The sequence below is a fragment of the Pseudomonas mohnii genome (assembly GCF_900105115.1).
Classification (GTDB): domain Bacteria; phylum Pseudomonadota; class Gammaproteobacteria; order Pseudomonadales; family Pseudomonadaceae; genus Aquipseudomonas; species Aquipseudomonas mohnii.
Map to the genome: position 1 here is coordinate 750,107 of NZ_FNRV01000001.1, position 15,528 is coordinate 765,634.

The following is a 15,528-nucleotide window of genomic DNA, read 5'->3' on the forward strand; positions in this document are numbered from 1 at the left end:
GAGTTAACGAATGGCTGTGGTGGTGGTGACGTAGCTATCGGTTTCCAGATACACCACGGCATCCCGGCGACGACCGCCGAAAGTCGCGGCAAGGCTGGCGAAAAACGCACCGGCCAACAGCGCAACGAACATCCACAACGTGGTCCAGGCAGCGACTTTAGCGGCCGTGTCTGCCGCTTGTTGTGCCTTCAGCTTGGCGTCGGCCACGGCTTGTTGGGTGCGGGCATAGACTTCATCGACACGACGTTCAGCGTCCGCCTGGGTAAGGTTGGTCCGCTGCGCCACCAACTGCGCGAGATAAGTACGATCTTCGGCAGCCAGTTGCCCGTTGTTACTCAAGGAGCGGACGAAGATGCGAGTGACGGTGCCGCGGGCGGCGTCATCGCTGACGGCGGCCGGACGATCATCGCGAAACAGGCTGTCGACGAAGTAACCGTATTGATCGCCGCCCGAATTGGCGGCAGCCGTACCGGCCACTTGCGTCATGGCACTGGCCGCGCCACCGGCGACATTCGCCCCCGCCTGCACCCCGCCGCTGATCAGGCTGCTGACCGAACCGGCCACCAGCGTCGCCGTCACGAGTGTCGCCACGCACCACGCCAGGAAGCCATGGGCGGTGTCGCGGAAGTAGACTTCATCGCCGTGCATATACGCCCATTTCACCCGCAGCCGGCCGGCGATATAGCCACCGGCCCCGGAGGCGATGATCTGGGTGGCGGCCAGCCAGACGATTGTTGAAATACCCAGGCCTTTGGCGCTCACCCCCTCATTGGCCCAGGGCGAAACCGCCGAAAACCCAAGGCCGAAACCCAGTAACACGAGGATCAGCGATAACGCCGCCGCAGCCGCGGCCCCGGCGAAAATCGCCCCCCAGGACACACCCGAGAGCGTGCTCGATTCATCCGCGGCGGGATAGAAACCATCAGAGGATCTATTCATCGTTGTATCGCTCCAGGCAGAAAGATGGTGTTACAACTCTTCGAATGAACAATTGCAGTGACCATGCCAGTCGCGAATTTCAGATAAGTCTTTAAACTTCAGCGGGTTACAAAGATTGAACTTTCGGGGGTCATGCAAGATGCAATAAAGGGCCAGCCCGGGCGGGTTTTCTGCATTGCGAAAACTAGTGGCGCCTGTAGCTTTTATTGCCTCCGGGCGTGAGGCAGTAAACGCCGCCTCTGGGCCCTGTGCAGAACGAACCGGTTCCGCAGGCGCAGCCATCGGCCTCCTGCACACGTGCTTGTGGCCGGGCCTGGCTTTGGCCGCCATATATAGATGAACAACTTTTTTTCGAAGCGCTGACAGAGCCGTCGCTACACAGGAACAGTTCACCGTCACAACGGGCGACACCGCCCTTCTTTCCAGAACAGGGTGTATTGGCGGCCCATGTCGATGAGCAGACAACACTCAGCAACAGCAGGCACATCGGCATCCAGCCAGGCTTTAGAGTACGCAAGGTGCAACTTCCCGTTGAAATTATGGCCCAATGATATCAACGTTCCTTAAATGCACCGCAATCACATGAAAGTTAATTTATTAAATCGCGGGCAATTCTTGGCAAAATGCTTCGAACTCAGACTTGAACCGATTTATCAGGCCCGCCTATGACCCGTATCTTGACCATCGAAGACGACGCCGTGACCGCCCGGGAAATTGTCGCCGAACTGAGCAGCCACGGCCTCGAAGTCGACTGGGTCGACAACGGCCGCGAAGGGCTGGAGCGCGCAGTCAGCGGCCACTATGACCTCATCACCCTCGACCGCATGCTGCCCGAGCTGGATGGCCTGGCCATCGTCACCACGCTGCGGACCATGGGCGTGGCGACCCCCATCCTGATGATCAGCGCCCTCTCCGACGTCGACGAACGCGTGCGCGGCTTGCGCGCCGGTGGCGACGATTACCTGACCAAACCCTTCGCCACCGATGAAATGGCCGCCCGCGTCGAAGTCCTGTTGCGCCGCCAGAACACCGTAACGGCGCACGTCACCACGTTGCGGGTGGCGGATCTGGAACTGAACCTGATCAGCCACGAAGCCAGCCGCAATGGTGAGTTGCTGACGCTGCTGCCCACCGAATACAAGCTGCTGGAATTCCTGATGCGCAACACCGGGCAAATCCTGTCGCGGATGATGATTTTCGAAGAGGTCTGGGGCTATCACTTCGATCCGGGCACCAACCTGATCGACGTGCACATTGGCCGCCTGCGCAAAAAAATCGACCCACCGGGCAATGTTCCACTGATTCGAACCGTGCGAGGCTCGGGTTATGTCATTGCCGAACCCGTCTAAAGGCTGGCGTTCTTCCAGCAGTCGTCTGCTGGCGCTCTACAGTGCGCTGTTCGTGACCTGGAGCGGGATTCTCATGGGGGTCATGTACTACGAGGTGTCCGCTTACCTGGACAATCTGGCCAAACATTCGCTGATGCAACGTCAGCACCTGTTTTCGCGCTTTCAGGGCGAACAACTGGTGGACGCCCTCGCGGTGAGCATGACCTTCGACATTCGCGGCATCGACGCCTATGGCCTGTTCGATGATCAGCACCGTTACCTCAGCGGCGCCCTGCGCCACATCCCCCACGGCCTGCCGCTGGACGGCCAGATCCACATGCTCAGCGACTGCACCGACTCCGACGACCCGACCTTGCCCGCCGACAGCTGTGACGCGGTGGCGACCCCCACCGAGGATGGTCGCTGGCTGGTCCTGGTGCGGGACAACGGCTCGTTGTTTGCCGTCACCCGCATCATCCTCCATGCATTGTTCTGGGGCGTGACCCTGACCATCCTGCCGGGCATCGTCGGCTGGCATTTGTTGCGCCGCCGTCCGCTGCGGCGAATTCGCGCGATTCAGGCCAGTGCCGAGGCCATCGTCGCCGGTGACCTGACCAAGCGCTTGCCGCTGTCCAATCGCCGCGATGAACTGGACATGCTCGCCGCCATCGTCAACGCCATGCTCGAACGCATCGAACGCTTGATGAACGAGGTCAAGGGCGTGTGCGACAACATCGCCCACGACCTGCGCACGCCGCTGACCCGCTTGCGCGCACAGCTCTATCGCATGCAACAGCAGGCCGGTGAAGGCTCTGCCGAAGCGGCGCAACTCGATTCGGTACTGAGCGAAGCCGACACCCTGATGGCGCGTTTTCGTGGCCTGCTGCGGATTTCCGAACTGGAAGATCGACAGCGCCGTTCCGGCTTTGTGCAGCTCGACCCGGTGTCGTTGCTGCAGGAACTGCATGAGTTTTATCTGCCACTGGCCGAAGACGATGGCCTGGTTTTTCAATTGCACGTGCCTGGGTCATTGCCGCCCCTGAAGGGCGACCGGGCGTTGCTGTTCGAGGCGATCGCGAACCTGTTGAGCAACTCGATCAAGTTCACCCCGCCCGGCGGCGCGGTGATTTTGCGAGGGGTCAATCAGGGCGGGCATACCCGCATCGAAGTGCTCGATTCCGGTCCCGGAATCCCGGAGGCCGAACGCGAGGCGGTGTTCCAGCGCTTCTATCGCGCCGAGGCAGGCAATCAGAAAAGCGGTTTCGGCCTGGGCCTGTCGATCGTCGCGGCGATTGTCAGCCTGCACGGCTTTACGCTGGAGGTAGACCGCAGTGAGCTCGGGGGCGCGCGGCTGGTGATCGATTGCCGCCAGAGCTTGATTACCCCGACCTGAGGATAAACACAAAACCTGTGGGAGCTGCCTTGCCAGCGAAAGAGGCCGTGGCAGCGCTGCAAGGCCGGAAGGGCTCTTCGCCGGCAAGCCGGCTCCCACAGATCCAGGCTAGGCCGGGTAATTGGCCCGTAGCGCCTGCAGTCCGCCCTGATAAATCCCGGCGAACAACGCCACCACTTCCTCGTCACTCACCCCCACCGGTTCAAACCGGCCAGACCAGGTCACCCGGGCGCCCTCGCCCTGGCTTTCAACCTTGATCGTCGCCAGGTACTCAGTGGCCGGAAACGGCGCCTGCACAATCGAGTAGTTGTAGGTCTTGCCCGCGTTATCGAACCCTTGCAGGCGCTCGATAATAACCGCGCCGTCCACCGTTTGCAGGCTGCGCACCCGCCCGCCTTCGCTGAGTTCACTCTTGGAAATCAGCGGCAGCCAGTCCGGCAGCGAGTTGAATCCCCCAATCAATTGCCAGACCTGATCGGCCGAGGCCGGGATGTCGATGAAGGCTGATGCAGATGCCATGTCGTGTTCTCTCTTGATCAGTAAGGTTCAGATGGCCAGGCTGTCGACGACACCGCCGTCGACCCGCAGGGCGGCGCCCGTGGTAGCCGAGGATAACGGCGAAGCGATGTAAGCCACCAGATTCGCGACTTCCTCGACATGGGCCACGCGCTGGATGATCGAAGTGGGCCGAGCCTTGCGCACGAAATCGTCGGCTTCCTCCTGCAGGCTGCGACCGGATTGGGCAATGGCATCCTTGAGCATGTGCTCCACGCCATCGGTCAAGGTCGGGCCGGGCAGGACCGCATTGACCGTCACCCCGGTGCCCGCCAGCCGTTTGGCCAGTCCATGGGACACCGCCAGGTTGGCGCTTTTGGTCACGCCATAGTTGAGCATGTCGGCCGGGATCGCGATCCCGGATTCCGAAGACAGGAAAATCACCCGCCCCCAGCCCTGCTTGACCATATCCGGCACGTAATGCCGGGACAGGCGCACACCGGAGATCACGTTGACCTCATAGAAGCGCGTCCACTCGCTGTCGGGGGTATCAAAGAAATCCACCGCTTCGTAGATCCCCAGGTTGTTCACCAGGATATCGGCCCGTGGTTCGGCGGCGAACAGTTTTTCCGCACCTTCGGCCGTCCCGAGATCGGCAGCCAGCCCGCGCAGTTGAGCACCCGGCACCTGTTGGCGAATGCTCGCCAAGGCCTGTTCAACCTTGGCCGTATCGCGCCCGACCACCACCACCGTGGCGCCGGACTCGGCCAACGCCCTGCTGATGCCCAGGCCAATGCCGGCCGTGCTGCCGCTGACAATCGCCAGTTTTCCACTCAGATCGATTTTCATGCTCAAGCTCCAGTGATCGGCAACGGTGCGCGCTCGGATAAGAGTTTTGCGTCACGCAGCGCCTGCCAGAAGGTTGCGGGAATCACGCGGTCAAGGACGGAAAGAGTGTAGCGACCCGTCAGAAAATTACCCTCTGGTTGCGCTTCGCTCGGATCAAGGGTCAATTTACCCGGCTCGACCTGTTCACAGGCCCCAGCCCTTAATCACGCCGGCTTCGCGCAAGCAGGTCAGCACCGCATAGGAGTGAGCGCTGGGTCGCGAAAGCGTCAGCCGTATGCATTTGTTTAATGGCTGTCAGCGTTACTTCGTGAAAGCTACAGCGCCTTGCGTCGTTGCCTACGGGTACGCCAGAATCCGCCGGCTTGTGCGCCTTGGGGGCGGGTTCTATCGTTTGCCGGTCGCTGAAAAAAACAGTGATCGGGTTTGGTAGCCCGAGTTTTCCAGGCGTGTAACGCCACCTTTTGCAAAGGCTGTTTCGTCTTTGCTGCTTATGGTGGCCATGCACAGGGCGTCTTCGGATGCACCGGTTTCCTGGGACTACCGGTCTACCAACCTGAGCATGGCCGCCACCCTCGTTTGGTAGCGAAAGGTGACGGCTCCCAAGTCACAGCCCAGGAGCTCCATCCATGTTGAAAACTACACCCACCCCGCCAGACACCGACCCCGCCTTACATTCCAGAAACCCCGATCCAGAAAACCACCACGAACCCACCGACCGCATCCCCTCCGCCGCCGACATCCGCGCCACCCCGCGCAAACCCTGCAGCATGTTCATCGTCGACCCCGAGCTCGACACCGAATCCCTGCTGGCCCACGCCTGCGAATCCCTGGCCTCGGCCAACGTCATGACCCTGGACCTCGCGGACCGTACGCAAGGAACGAGTCGCAACACCCTGCTGGGCATCGCACAAGTGATCATGCTCGGCGAACTGGCCGTGAACCGCGCACTGGACCGCATCGACCCACCCGACTAAACACCCCCCCTGTGGCGAGGGAGCTCGCTCCCGCCGGGTCGCGCAGCGGCCCCAAACCCTGCATTCCGACAAACCTTTCCCACAGGTGCTCATTCACCATCGGCTCTGCCCCCCCAGCAAACCTAACAGTTCTGATAGTTCCCGCAGGTTCCAACCCCCCCAATACTGTTCGCCACCACGTCAGCCTTTCGGGAGCGCCCAACATGCCAGCAACACGCGCAACACTGCTCTGCCACTACCGCTACGACGCCCTCGACCGCTTGACCGGCCAGGGGCTGACTGACGCGCCACCCCTTCAGCGCTTCTACTGCAAAAGCCGCCTGGCCACTGAAATTCAGGGAGCGTTGCGGCAAAGCATTTTCCAGCACGACGACTGGCTGCTGGCGCAACAACAGCAACAGGGTGTCGAGCACGACACCGCGCTGCTGGCGATTGATCAGCAACGCTCGGTGCTCAACACTCTCAAAGCCAACCACCAGGCACAACCCATCGCCTATGCGCCCTATGGTCACCGCCAAGCGACAAATGGATGGATGAGTTTGATGGGGTTCAATGGCGAACGGCCTGACCCACTGACCGGGCATTATCTGCTGGGTAATGGTTATCGGGCGTTTAATCCGGTGTTGATGCGATTTAACAGTCCGGACAGTTGGAGTCCGTTTGATAGCGGCGGTTTGAATGCGTATGCCTATGCTTTGGGAAACCCGATTAATCGTGTTGATCCAACAGGTCACTTTTCATTTGGAGCGAAAGGGCTTTTAATCGGACTAAGTGTAGCGGGACTTGGATTAGGGACAGCAGGCATTATCACTAAAAACGAAGCACTTACATACGTCGGAGTTGGCATTTTGGCTGCTGGCGCGGCGGGGGTGTTAGGTCGTTATTTTATAGGCGCATCTACTGCGAAAATCAGTAATACGAAGCCGTTATTTACCGATCACAAACGTGTTTATCTCGCAGAGCAAAAACTTTCGAAGGGTAGAGGCAAACGTCTGATAATTGATGCCCATGGCGATGGGACTAGGGTAGACAAATATTACCCAGAAGAACTGGCGGACGCAGTACTGAAAAAACATCCTGACTTTGACGAAAAATTTACAAATGTAAAACTAATGAGCTGCAATGGCGCAGACGGTGGTATTAATTCATATGGCCAACAATTAGCCAACAACCTTAACAAACCTGTAAAAGCATACGAGGGAGTTATGGCCGGTCTTGGCCCGGCACAACCATTATCACGACTATTAAAAATCACATCCACTGTCACAACAACGACAACATATAAAGGTGCGCACTATAAGTACAATCCCGCCATCTTCACTCCAAACATTCGAAGTTCTTAGGGTTCGTGAAACTTTTTCGTCGCACCGAAAATTTTTTTGGTCAACACCAAACTTTTTCAGGATAGCCTTTAAAGGGACGGATCATCCGCCCCTTTTTACTTTAACGTCAGATAACCGCAACGCCTGCCCCGTATCTCCGGCATCGGCAGATAAACCATCGCACTGATCGCCTAGACCCCTCCGAATAAACAACCAACCCTGTGGCGAGGGAGCTCGCACCCCGCCGGGCCACGCAGCGGCCCCAAACCCTGCGTTCCGACAAACCTTTCTCACAGGTGATCATTCACCATCGGCTCTGCCCCCCCAGCAAACCTAACAGTTCTGATAGTTCCCGCCCGTTCCGAAACCCCCAATACTGTTCTCCACCACGCCAGCCTTTCGGAAGCGCCCACCATGCCAGCAAAGCGCACAACACTGCTGTGCCACTATCGCTACGACGCCCTCGACCGCTTGACCGGCCAGGGGCTGACTGACGCGCCACCCCTTCAGCGCTTCTACTGCAAAAGCCGCCTGGCCACTGAAATTCAGGGGGCGTTGCGCCAAACCCTCTTCCAGCACGACGACTGGCTACTGGCGCAACAACAGCAACAGGGTGTCGAGCACGACACACTGTTGCTGGCGACGGATCAGCAACGCTCGGTGTTGAACACACTCAAAGCCAACCACCAGGCACAGCCCATCGCCTATGCGCCCTATGGTCACCGCCAAGCGACAAATGGATGGATGAGTTTGATGGGGTTCAATGGGGAACGGCCTGACCCACTGACCGGGCACTATTTGCTGGGTAATGGCTATCGAGCGTTTAATCCGGTACTGATGCGGTTTAACAGCCCGGACAGTTTGAGTCCGTTTGGTAAGGGTGGGTTGAATTCGTATGCTTATTGCCTTGGGGACCCTATCAATTTCTCTGATAACTCAGGCCGCGTCCCTTCAAAATTCACCGCCCTTTACCTTTTTCGTGCTCAAAAATCTATAAAAAGAACTCTATCTGTACCTGAGTTATACATTTCAGATATCGCCAAGGTCGATTTTTTTGCATTTCATGGAACTGGAAAAACACAAGCAAGGAAACTTATTAAAGAGGGTGTACTACTTAGAAACACTAAACTCAAGGGAGATCAAAGAGGATTTTTCGGCTCTCCAGACATATCAACTACATATGAATATGCCAGAAAGCAAGAACTTAAAAACACAAACATCAAAATACCCACACACCAAATATATGAAAAAGATAATATAGTTGAAATTCATGTTAGAAACCTCACCAGCATGAAACAAGGCATTGACTACGACTATAATTTCTATGAGCTTGGGCATCCTATAAAACGTGACTCGATGGAATTTTTTATCGCAAATCATAAATCCAGGGCTATCGAAATCAGAGCACTTGGGGACACGTCCGAACCCAAAAAAATACGCCTCAGGTCTCATGAAGCTCCATTTTGATCATTGGATACTTTCTTAAAAATATTATTTTCGTATGGCAATGAGCTGAGAAGTTGGAGCCAACGCTCTGCAGCGAGGGAACTTGCTCCCGCCGGATCGCCTAGCGCCCCCAATCTCTGCGATCGCTGTCATGAAGACAGACTTCATCCTAAGGATTTGCGACGGCTGCACAGCCGAGCGGAACAACGCGGCATTCCGACAACTCCTTCCCACAGGTGATCACTCACCATCGGCTCTGCCCCCCCAGCAAACCTAACAGTTCTGATAGTTCCCGCAGGTTCCGACCCCCCCAATACTGTTCGCCACCACGCCAGCCTTTCGGGAGCGCCCAACATGCCAGCAACACGCGCAACACTGCTCTGCCAATACCGCTACGACGCCCTCGACCGCTTGACCGGCCAGGGGCTGACTGACGCGCCACCCCTTCAGCGCTTCTACTGCAAAAGCCGCCTGGCCACTGAAATTCAGGAGGCGTTGCGCCAAACCCTCTTCCAGCACGGTGACTGGCTGCTGGCGCAACAACAGCAACAGGGTGTCGAACACGACACCACGCTGCTGGCGATTGATCAGCAACGCTCGGTGCTCAACACTCTCAAAGCCAACCACCAGGCACAACCCATCGCCTTTGCGCCCTATGGTCACCGCCAAGCGACAAATGGATGGATGAGTTTGATGGGGTTCAATGGCGAACGGCCTGATCCACTGACCGGGCATTATTTGCTGGGTAATGGCTATCGAGCGTTTAATCCGGTGTTGATGCGGTTTAACAGTCCGGACAGTTTGAGTCCGTTTGATAGAGGCGGGTTGAATGCGTATGCGTATTGCTCGGGTGACCCTGTAAATAAAGTCGACACAACGGGACATATAGCCCAGCCAATACTTCTAAAAAAAACCTCTGCTGGAGTAGTAAATTACGTACTTGAAGGACATGTCTTGACACGTCAAAAAAATGTTAGCCTCAGTCAAGCTAGAGCCGCAAAAAAAGAATTCAATAAAATAACAAGTCAAATGAAATTACCACTCAAAAACATAGTTGAGAACGATTTCAAACAAAGAAAAGCCTATCAAATGCTAGGCACTGAGCCCATAAACCTGGAAATGATCGCAAGAAAAAAACTCGCCTTGTCTGGTGTCTCACTAAGCAGCTTGCCAATAGATGAATTCCCACCCGCCCTGCATTACCCCAACCAAGAAAAACTAAGCGCCCAGATCAATCTACTGGACTATGTGCATGGAGATCAGCCGCGAGCCGACCAGGCGTGGGGGAATAGGCTTTTCCTAGCGACGCATAGACCTGTAACACACACCAAAAACGGCGAGCCGATAACAATATCATCGGAGGTTGCTAAACAATACAATGAAAGGATGCTCGCAATTCGCGAATCCCAAAAGCAAATACTTAATCAGCAGAGGCGCCACATTTTTTCTCAACACTTCCAATTTGCTTCTTAAACAACAAGCATCTTTTAGAGAAGTTACGAGACGACATTAAGTTCAGCCGTTCGATCAAATAGCTCGCAAGTCATCCGGCCACAGAGCAGGCTCAGGGTTTGCTGCTTTACTGAAAAGACCCACCCCCCCCACGAGCCCCAACCATGAACCGCAACGACCTGCGCCGCGTGGACATGAACCTGTTGGTGATTTTCGAAACCCTGATGTTCGAGAAGAACCTGACCCGCGCCGCAGAGAAACTGTTCCTCGGCCAGCCTGCGGTCAGCGCGGCGCTGGCGCGGTTGCGGGATTTGTTCGACGATCCGCTGTTGGTGCGAAACGGCCGTAGCCTGGAGCCGACGCCGCGCGCCCTGGTGATTCTCAAGGAACTGCAGCCGGCGATGGACACCATTTCCGGCGCGGTCAGCCGGGCCAAAGATTTCGACCCCTCCACCAGCCGTGACGTGTTTCGCATCGGCCTGTCCGATGACGCCGAATTCGGTCTGTTTCCACCGTTGCTCAAGCAGATACGCGAAGAAGCGCAGAACGTTGTGGTCGTCGTGCGGCGGGTGAATTTCCTGTTGATGTCGTCGATGTTGGCGACCGGCGAGATTACTGTCGGGATCAGCTACACCACGGAATTGCCGGCCAATGCCAAGCGCAAGAAACTGCGGGACTTGAGCGTCAAGATCCTGCGCGGCGACAACCGGCCCGGCCCCCTGACGCTCGATGAATTCTGCGAACGTCCCCACGCGCTGGTGTCGTTTTCCGGGGATCTGACCGGGGCGATCGACACCGATCTCGCCCGCATCGGCCGCTCGCGCCGGGTGGTGCTGGCGGTGCCGCAGTTTGCCGGGCTGCGCGCCTTGCTGGCGGGCACCGACATGTTGGCAACGGTGCCGGATTACGCGGCGAGCGCGCTGATCGAAGGCAGTCCCCAACTGCGTGCCGACGATGCGCCGTTCGAGATCAAGCTGTCCGAACTGTCCATGGTCTGGAACGGCGTCAACGATAACGATCCGGCAGAACGTTGGTTGCGCTCGAAAATTGTGGAGCACATGTCGGCTCCACCATCGGGACATTGAGCGAATTGAACTGCGGATCGGTCTCGCGCAAGTAGATCGGCAGGTCCGTCATGGGTGGCATGGCCGGAATCTCGAAATACATCTGGATCACCCAACCACGGTGATAGCTGGCGTGATTGACCACGTGCATCAACATCGCGCCGGCGCTCATGGTGCCGCTTTCACCGGAGAGAAAGGTAAACCGGACGGGTTTGTCCAGTGAGGCATCGGTCTGCCGGGCGGTCCAGTCGCTGTACCAGTGATCGACGTCCTGCTGCGCCAGACGCAAGTCGGTCAGGGCCGGATGCACCAATTCGTGGGAGGTCTTGAAGCCGTGCCCTCGGCCTTCGAGGTGAGCCTGCCAGATGCAGTCCACCACATAGATGTGGTTCAGCGTGCCGATCATGGTTTTGAACACTGAAGCGCGCTGTTTTTCGACTTCGCCCGGCGGCAGTTGCGCCAGGTTATCGAAGAGGCGCTGGTTGGCCCATTGTTTGTAATCGGCAAGCAGGCAGGCAGTGCGTACGTTGATCATCAGACTTCTCCGATGGCGATGAGCGCATCTCTCAAGGATAGCGCTATCCCCACGCCGCGGTGCTGTGGCTGATCATCGGTACGGTGGTTACTGCGCGAGCGTATCCAGTACCCGATCGGCCAGCGCCAGGCTACTGGTCAGGCCTGGGGATTCAATGCCGAACAGGTTCACCAATCCCGCTACGCCATGCTGAGTCGGGCCGCTGATGAGAAAGTCGGCGGCCGGTTCGTTCGGGCCGCTGATTTTCGGGCGAATACCGCTGTAGGCCGGTTGCAGACTGCCATCGGGCAACCCCGGCCAGTAACGCCGGATCGCCTGATAAAAGCCGTCGCCCCGGGATGGATTGACGCGGTAGTCGAGGTGATCGACCCATTCCACATCAGGCCCGAATCGCGCCTGGCCGCCTAGGTCGAGGGTCATGTGCACACCCAACCCGGCACTTTCCGGTGCCGGATACACCAGATGGCGAAACGGCGCCCGGCCACTGAAACTGAAATAGCTGCCCTTGCACAACCGCGCCGCTGGAATGTATTGCGCAGGCAGGCCGGCGATGCGGCTTGCCACCTCGGGCGCAGACAACCCTGCACAGTTGATCAGCTCGCGACAGCTCAAGGTCATGGGTTCGGCCCCGCCCATGTGCAACTCGAAACCCTGTTCGAGGCAACGCGCCGACAACAGCGGCGTATGAAACGCCAGTGACGCCCCCGCGGCTTCGGCATCGGCCTGCAACGCCAGCATCAAGCCATGGGAGTCGACGATGCCGGTGGACGGTGACCACAGCGCGGCGACGCAGGACAACGCCGGTTCCAGCTCCCGCGCCTCACTCGCCTCCAGCCATTGCAGGTCATCGACACCGTTGCGCCGGCCCTGCTCCAGCAAGCCCTGCAACGCCGTGCGCTGCGCATCATCGGTGGCCACGATCAACTTGCCCAGGCGCTGATGGCTGACGCCACGCTCCTCGCAGAAGGCGTAGAGGCGTTGCTTGCCCTCCACGCACAACTGCGCCTTGAGGCTGCCGCCGGGGTAATAGATGCCGGCGTGGATCACTTCGGAATTGCGCGAACTGATGCCCACGCCTATGCCTTCGCCGGCCTCGACCAGAATCACTTCGCGCCCGCTCATGGCCAGCGCCCTGGCCACCGCCAGCCCGACCACACCGGCCCCAACCACCACGCTGTCGATATCGACGCTCACCCGCCCTGCCCTCATGTCAAACCAGCTCCCGCTCTCGGTAATCGATCAGGCAGGAGAATATCGCCAACAGCATGGCCCTGACCACGAAGACGATGGGCATCGGGAGCCTGCCGCCCATGTCGCCTCTGGATATCGCGCCGCTCCCACAACCGCCTTCGCTGGCAAGCCAGCGCCTACAGTTCGGACCTTGTGAACCCGATCCCGGAAAAATGATTCTCCGACTGCACCCGTGTCAATCTTCACCATCAGGGAACTCCTGGCGACCGCCATGCATCCTAAATGATGAGGTACTTCCTTTTTTGCTTCACGCTTGCAGAGGACACCGTCATGCGCCGTCTGATTATCGTTTCTTCTCTGTTGCTGTGTTTACCCTTCGGCTCTGCAATGGCCAAGGTGGACGCAGGCGATGTCGCCACCTCAGCCGGGGTTTCCGCATCGCTGTACTCAACATTCAAGGACCACAAACTCATGATTCCCGCCCGTGATGACGCCTCCAGCTTCGTGGCCAGTGGCGGTACGATTCGCGGCGCTTATCTGGAATCGGTTCTCAAACAGCTTCGGCAGGAGCACCCCGACCTCAACAACGCAAGCGACGAAGACCTGGCTCGCGCCATTCTCGTCCAGGAAGGCGTTCCAGCCGGTCAATAACGACGGCCAACCTCAGCGGTGGGGCTGGTGAAGCGTGGACAGCGTTTCCAGCCCTGCCTTGCTTGACGGGTGTGGCTTCAAGCGTGTCGCGCCCACCCGGCCACCAGGGCCGGGGTGATGCTGACACCGCCACAGACCACAATCACCACGTCATGGGCCTGGGCAATCGCCGGATGATCCAGGTACGCAATCGCCAGTGAAACTCCACACGCCGGCTCGACCAACTGGCGACAATCATTGGCGTACCGCACCACGCCCATGATCGCCTCTTCGTCCCCGAGCACCACGTACTCGTGGGGAAAATCGAGGATATGCTGTACCGGCCACGCCGCCACCTCATAGGCGCCGAGTGAAGTGGCCACCGTATCGATCCGTGGCAAGCGTACGGGATGCCCGGCCGCCATGGCCGCCGCAAACGACGCCGCGCCTTGGGTTTCACAGGCAACGATCCGGCAGTCCATGCGCCGATGGCGGATCAGCCCGGTGAGCAGGCCCGCCAGCAAACCACCGCCGCCCACCGACGTGACCAACGCATCGACTTGCGGGCAGTCTTCGAGGATTTCATCGACCATCGTGCTGTGCCCTTGCCACAGCACCGGGTGATCGAAAGCCGGGACATATTCGGTGTCCGCACCCTGCGACAGCTCCATGGCCCGTTGGTTGGCTTCGTCCCAGACCTTGCCGTGGACAATCACCTCGGCGCCGGTTTCGCGGATTCTGGCGCGGGTGCTTTCACGGGTGGTGTGCGGCACGACGATGCACGCCTGCAATCCCAGGCTGACGGCCGCCACGGCGGTGGCGAACCCGGCGTTGCCCCCGGATGGACAGACGACTCTGGTTTTGCCCTGGGCTGCGGCCTGACTGCACAAAAGCCCCATGCCACGCAGTTTGAATGAGCCGCTGGGTTGCAGGTTTTCCAGTTTGAGCCAGATGCGACGGGCCGGGGAAGAGAGTCCAGGGTGCAGGATCAACGGGGTTCTGATGTGAAGCATGGCGGCTCCTGGTGCACGCCGCCGACTCGTCGAATGTTCTGTGAGCCAGCGGTGAACGGTCCTTTTTCAAGCGTAGTTCACCCTGACCCGATACTGGCGTTTCAGTGATAACGCGGCGCGGGGCCAGGGACGACCGCAGACTGGGGCGGATCCTATAATCAAGGGTGTGCCCACTGATCGAGGCATCATGAAAATTTCCGTAAGATTGGCTTTTGTCGCCTTCGTGTCCACCTTCGCCTACCTCTGGCTCGCGATTTGGGGGCTGGGCGGATTCGCCGCCTTTTTCTCCCATGGCGCGCTGGTCGTGGTGGCGCTTGCCACCCTGGCGATGGTCGTCGCTTCGCTGTTCACCGAGGTCAATCTCAGTTCCGGCGAACGTGAAGACCGGGCCAACCGCTGGGTGCTGCCGGCCTTTGGCATCATTGGCTTACTGAGCGGATTTCTACCGGCCTACACCGACCGGGTCGACGTCTGGACGTTCGGCGGCGAGGGCGTGCGTTGGCTCGGGGCAGTGCTGTACATCCTGGGCGGCGCCCTGCGAATCTGGCCAGTGTTCGTGCTGGGCAAGCGCTTCAGCGGGTTGGTGGCGATTCAACCGGGGCACAGCCTGGTCACCGACGGCATTTATCGCCGCCTGCGTAACCCCAGTTATCTGGGGATGTTGATCATCGCTGTAGGCTGGGCGCTGGCGTTCCGTTCGGCGGTCGGACTGTTGCTGGCCGCGCTGATGGTGATCCCGTTGATTGCGCGGATTCATTCGGAGGAGGCGCTATTGCGGGCGCAGTTTGGTGCTGACTACGAGGCTTATTGCACCCGGAGCTGGCGGTTGATTCCGAAAATCTATTGAAACAACCGCAGCCGGTGTCGGCGCCAACCGCTTGCTCATTCGACGTTCTC

Annotated in this window: 16 protein-coding genes and 1 pseudogene; 9 read left to right on the top strand and 8 right to left on the bottom strand. The window is 58.6% G+C overall.

What is annotated here, in order from left to right; translation table 11 throughout:
• Positions 1-3: 3 nt before the first annotated feature.
• A complete protein-coding gene (locus tag BLV61_RS03315; RefSeq protein WP_047530040.1) occupies positions 4-939 on the bottom strand; it encodes a hypothetical protein in 936 nt (311 codons plus the stop codon).
• A gap of 184 nt (positions 940-1,123) precedes the next feature.
• Positions 1,124-1,426 (bottom strand): YdcA family protein, encoded by a 303-nt coding sequence (locus BLV61_RS31500; RefSeq protein WP_090462480.1) that lies wholly within the window; start codon positions 1,424-1,426, stop codon positions 1,124-1,126.
• A 178-nt stretch (positions 1,427-1,604) separates the two neighbouring features.
• Here BLV61_RS31500 and BLV61_RS03325 point away from each other — a divergent pair, with 178 nt between their 5' ends.
• Together BLV61_RS03325 and BLV61_RS03330 are read left to right on the top strand one after the other, a co-directional pair.
• Positions 1,605-2,288, top strand: coding sequence for a response regulator transcription factor (locus BLV61_RS03325; RefSeq protein WP_047530042.1), 684 nt, complete (start codon positions 1,605-1,607; stop codon positions 2,286-2,288).
• Positions 2,266-3,660, top strand: a complete 1,395-nt coding sequence (locus BLV61_RS03330; protein WP_090462482.1) for a sensor histidine kinase — start codon at positions 2,266-2,268, stop codon at positions 3,658-3,660. Before BLV61_RS03325 ends, BLV61_RS03330 begins: the two co-directional genes overlap by 23 nt.
• Before the next feature lie 108 nt (positions 3,661-3,768).
• On the opposite strand, the gene BLV61_RS03335 is transcribed toward BLV61_RS03330, so the two are convergent.
• From BLV61_RS03335 to BLV61_RS31505, 3 genes and pseudogenes are all read right to left on the bottom strand, one after another.
• The gene (locus tag BLV61_RS03335) at positions 3,769-4,179 is read right to left on the bottom strand and encodes an SRPBCC family protein (RefSeq protein WP_090462484.1); all 411 of its coding nucleotides are present in this window, start codon (positions 4,177-4,179) and stop codon (positions 3,769-3,771) included.
• Between the two features lie 27 nt (positions 4,180-4,206).
• Entirely contained in the window at positions 4,207-5,004 is a 798-nt protein-coding gene (locus BLV61_RS03340) for an SDR family NAD(P)-dependent oxidoreductase (protein WP_090462486.1), read from the bottom strand.
• Positions 5,005-5,006: 2 nt separating this feature from the next.
• Positions 5,007-5,247 (bottom strand): annotated as a pseudogene (locus tag BLV61_RS31505) (hypothetical protein); the annotation flags it as partial.
• Positions 5,248-5,630: 383 nt separating this feature from the next.
• Between BLV61_RS31505 and BLV61_RS03350 the strand changes: the two are divergent.
• The 5 genes from BLV61_RS03350 (at position 5,631) to BLV61_RS03370 (ending at position 11,283) form a co-directional block, all read left to right on the top strand.
• On the top strand, positions 5,631-5,978 hold the full coding sequence (locus BLV61_RS03350) for a DUF6124 family protein (protein ID WP_090462488.1): 348 nt from the start codon (positions 5,631-5,633) through the stop codon (positions 5,976-5,978).
• 203 nt (positions 5,979-6,181) lie between these two features.
• Entirely contained in the window at positions 6,182-7,321 is a 1,140-nt protein-coding gene (locus BLV61_RS03355; protein WP_090462490.1) for an RHS repeat-associated core domain-containing protein, read from the top strand.
• A gap of 393 nt (positions 7,322-7,714) precedes the next feature.
• Positions 7,715-8,767: an RHS repeat-associated core domain-containing protein gene (locus BLV61_RS03360; RefSeq protein WP_090462492.1), complete on the top strand. Its 1,053-nt coding sequence runs from the start codon at positions 7,715-7,717 to the stop codon at positions 8,765-8,767.
• Between the two features lie 333 nt (positions 8,768-9,100).
• Positions 9,101-10,219 carry an RHS repeat-associated core domain-containing protein gene (locus BLV61_RS03365; RefSeq protein WP_090462494.1) on the top strand — a complete coding sequence of 373 codons (1,119 nt, stop codon included), beginning with the start codon at positions 9,101-9,103 and terminating at the stop codon, positions 10,217-10,219.
• A gap of 143 nt (positions 10,220-10,362) precedes the next feature.
• The gene (locus BLV61_RS03370) at positions 10,363-11,283 is read left to right on the top strand and encodes a LysR substrate-binding domain-containing protein (RefSeq protein ID WP_047530052.1); all 921 of its coding nucleotides are present in this window, start codon (positions 10,363-10,365) and stop codon (positions 11,281-11,283) included.
• On the opposite strand, the gene BLV61_RS03375 is transcribed toward BLV61_RS03370, so the two are convergent.
• Both BLV61_RS03375 and BLV61_RS03380 read right to left on the bottom strand, forming a co-directional pair.
• Entirely contained in the window at positions 11,204-11,797 is a 594-nt protein-coding gene (locus BLV61_RS03375) for a DinB family protein (RefSeq protein WP_090462496.1), read from the bottom strand. The genes BLV61_RS03370 and BLV61_RS03375 overlap by 80 nt on opposite strands.
• An 87-nt stretch (positions 11,798-11,884) precedes the next feature.
• Positions 11,885-12,991 (bottom strand): NAD(P)/FAD-dependent oxidoreductase, encoded by a 1,107-nt coding sequence (locus tag BLV61_RS03380; RefSeq protein WP_090462498.1) that lies wholly within the window; start codon positions 12,989-12,991, stop codon positions 11,885-11,887.
• A gap of 327 nt (positions 12,992-13,318) precedes the next feature.
• On the opposite strand from BLV61_RS03380, the gene BLV61_RS03385 reads away from it, so the two are divergent.
• Positions 13,319-13,639: a DUF2388 domain-containing protein gene (locus tag BLV61_RS03385; protein ID WP_090469717.1), complete on the top strand. Its 321-nt coding sequence runs from the start codon at positions 13,319-13,321 to the stop codon at positions 13,637-13,639.
• A 77-nt stretch (positions 13,640-13,716) separates the two neighbouring features.
• Here BLV61_RS03385 and BLV61_RS03390 read toward each other — a convergent pair whose 3' ends face one another.
• The gene (locus BLV61_RS03390; RefSeq protein ID WP_090462500.1) at positions 13,717-14,631 is read right to left on the bottom strand and encodes a pyridoxal-phosphate dependent enzyme; all 915 of its coding nucleotides are present in this window, start codon (positions 14,629-14,631) and stop codon (positions 13,717-13,719) included.
• Between the two features lie 187 nt (positions 14,632-14,818).
• Between BLV61_RS03390 and BLV61_RS03395 the strand changes: the two genes are divergently transcribed.
• The gene (locus BLV61_RS03395; protein WP_090462502.1) at positions 14,819-15,478 is read left to right on the top strand and encodes a methyltransferase family protein; all 660 of its coding nucleotides are present in this window, start codon (positions 14,819-14,821) and stop codon (positions 15,476-15,478) included.
• The last annotated feature ends 50 nt before the right edge of the window (positions 15,479-15,528 follow it).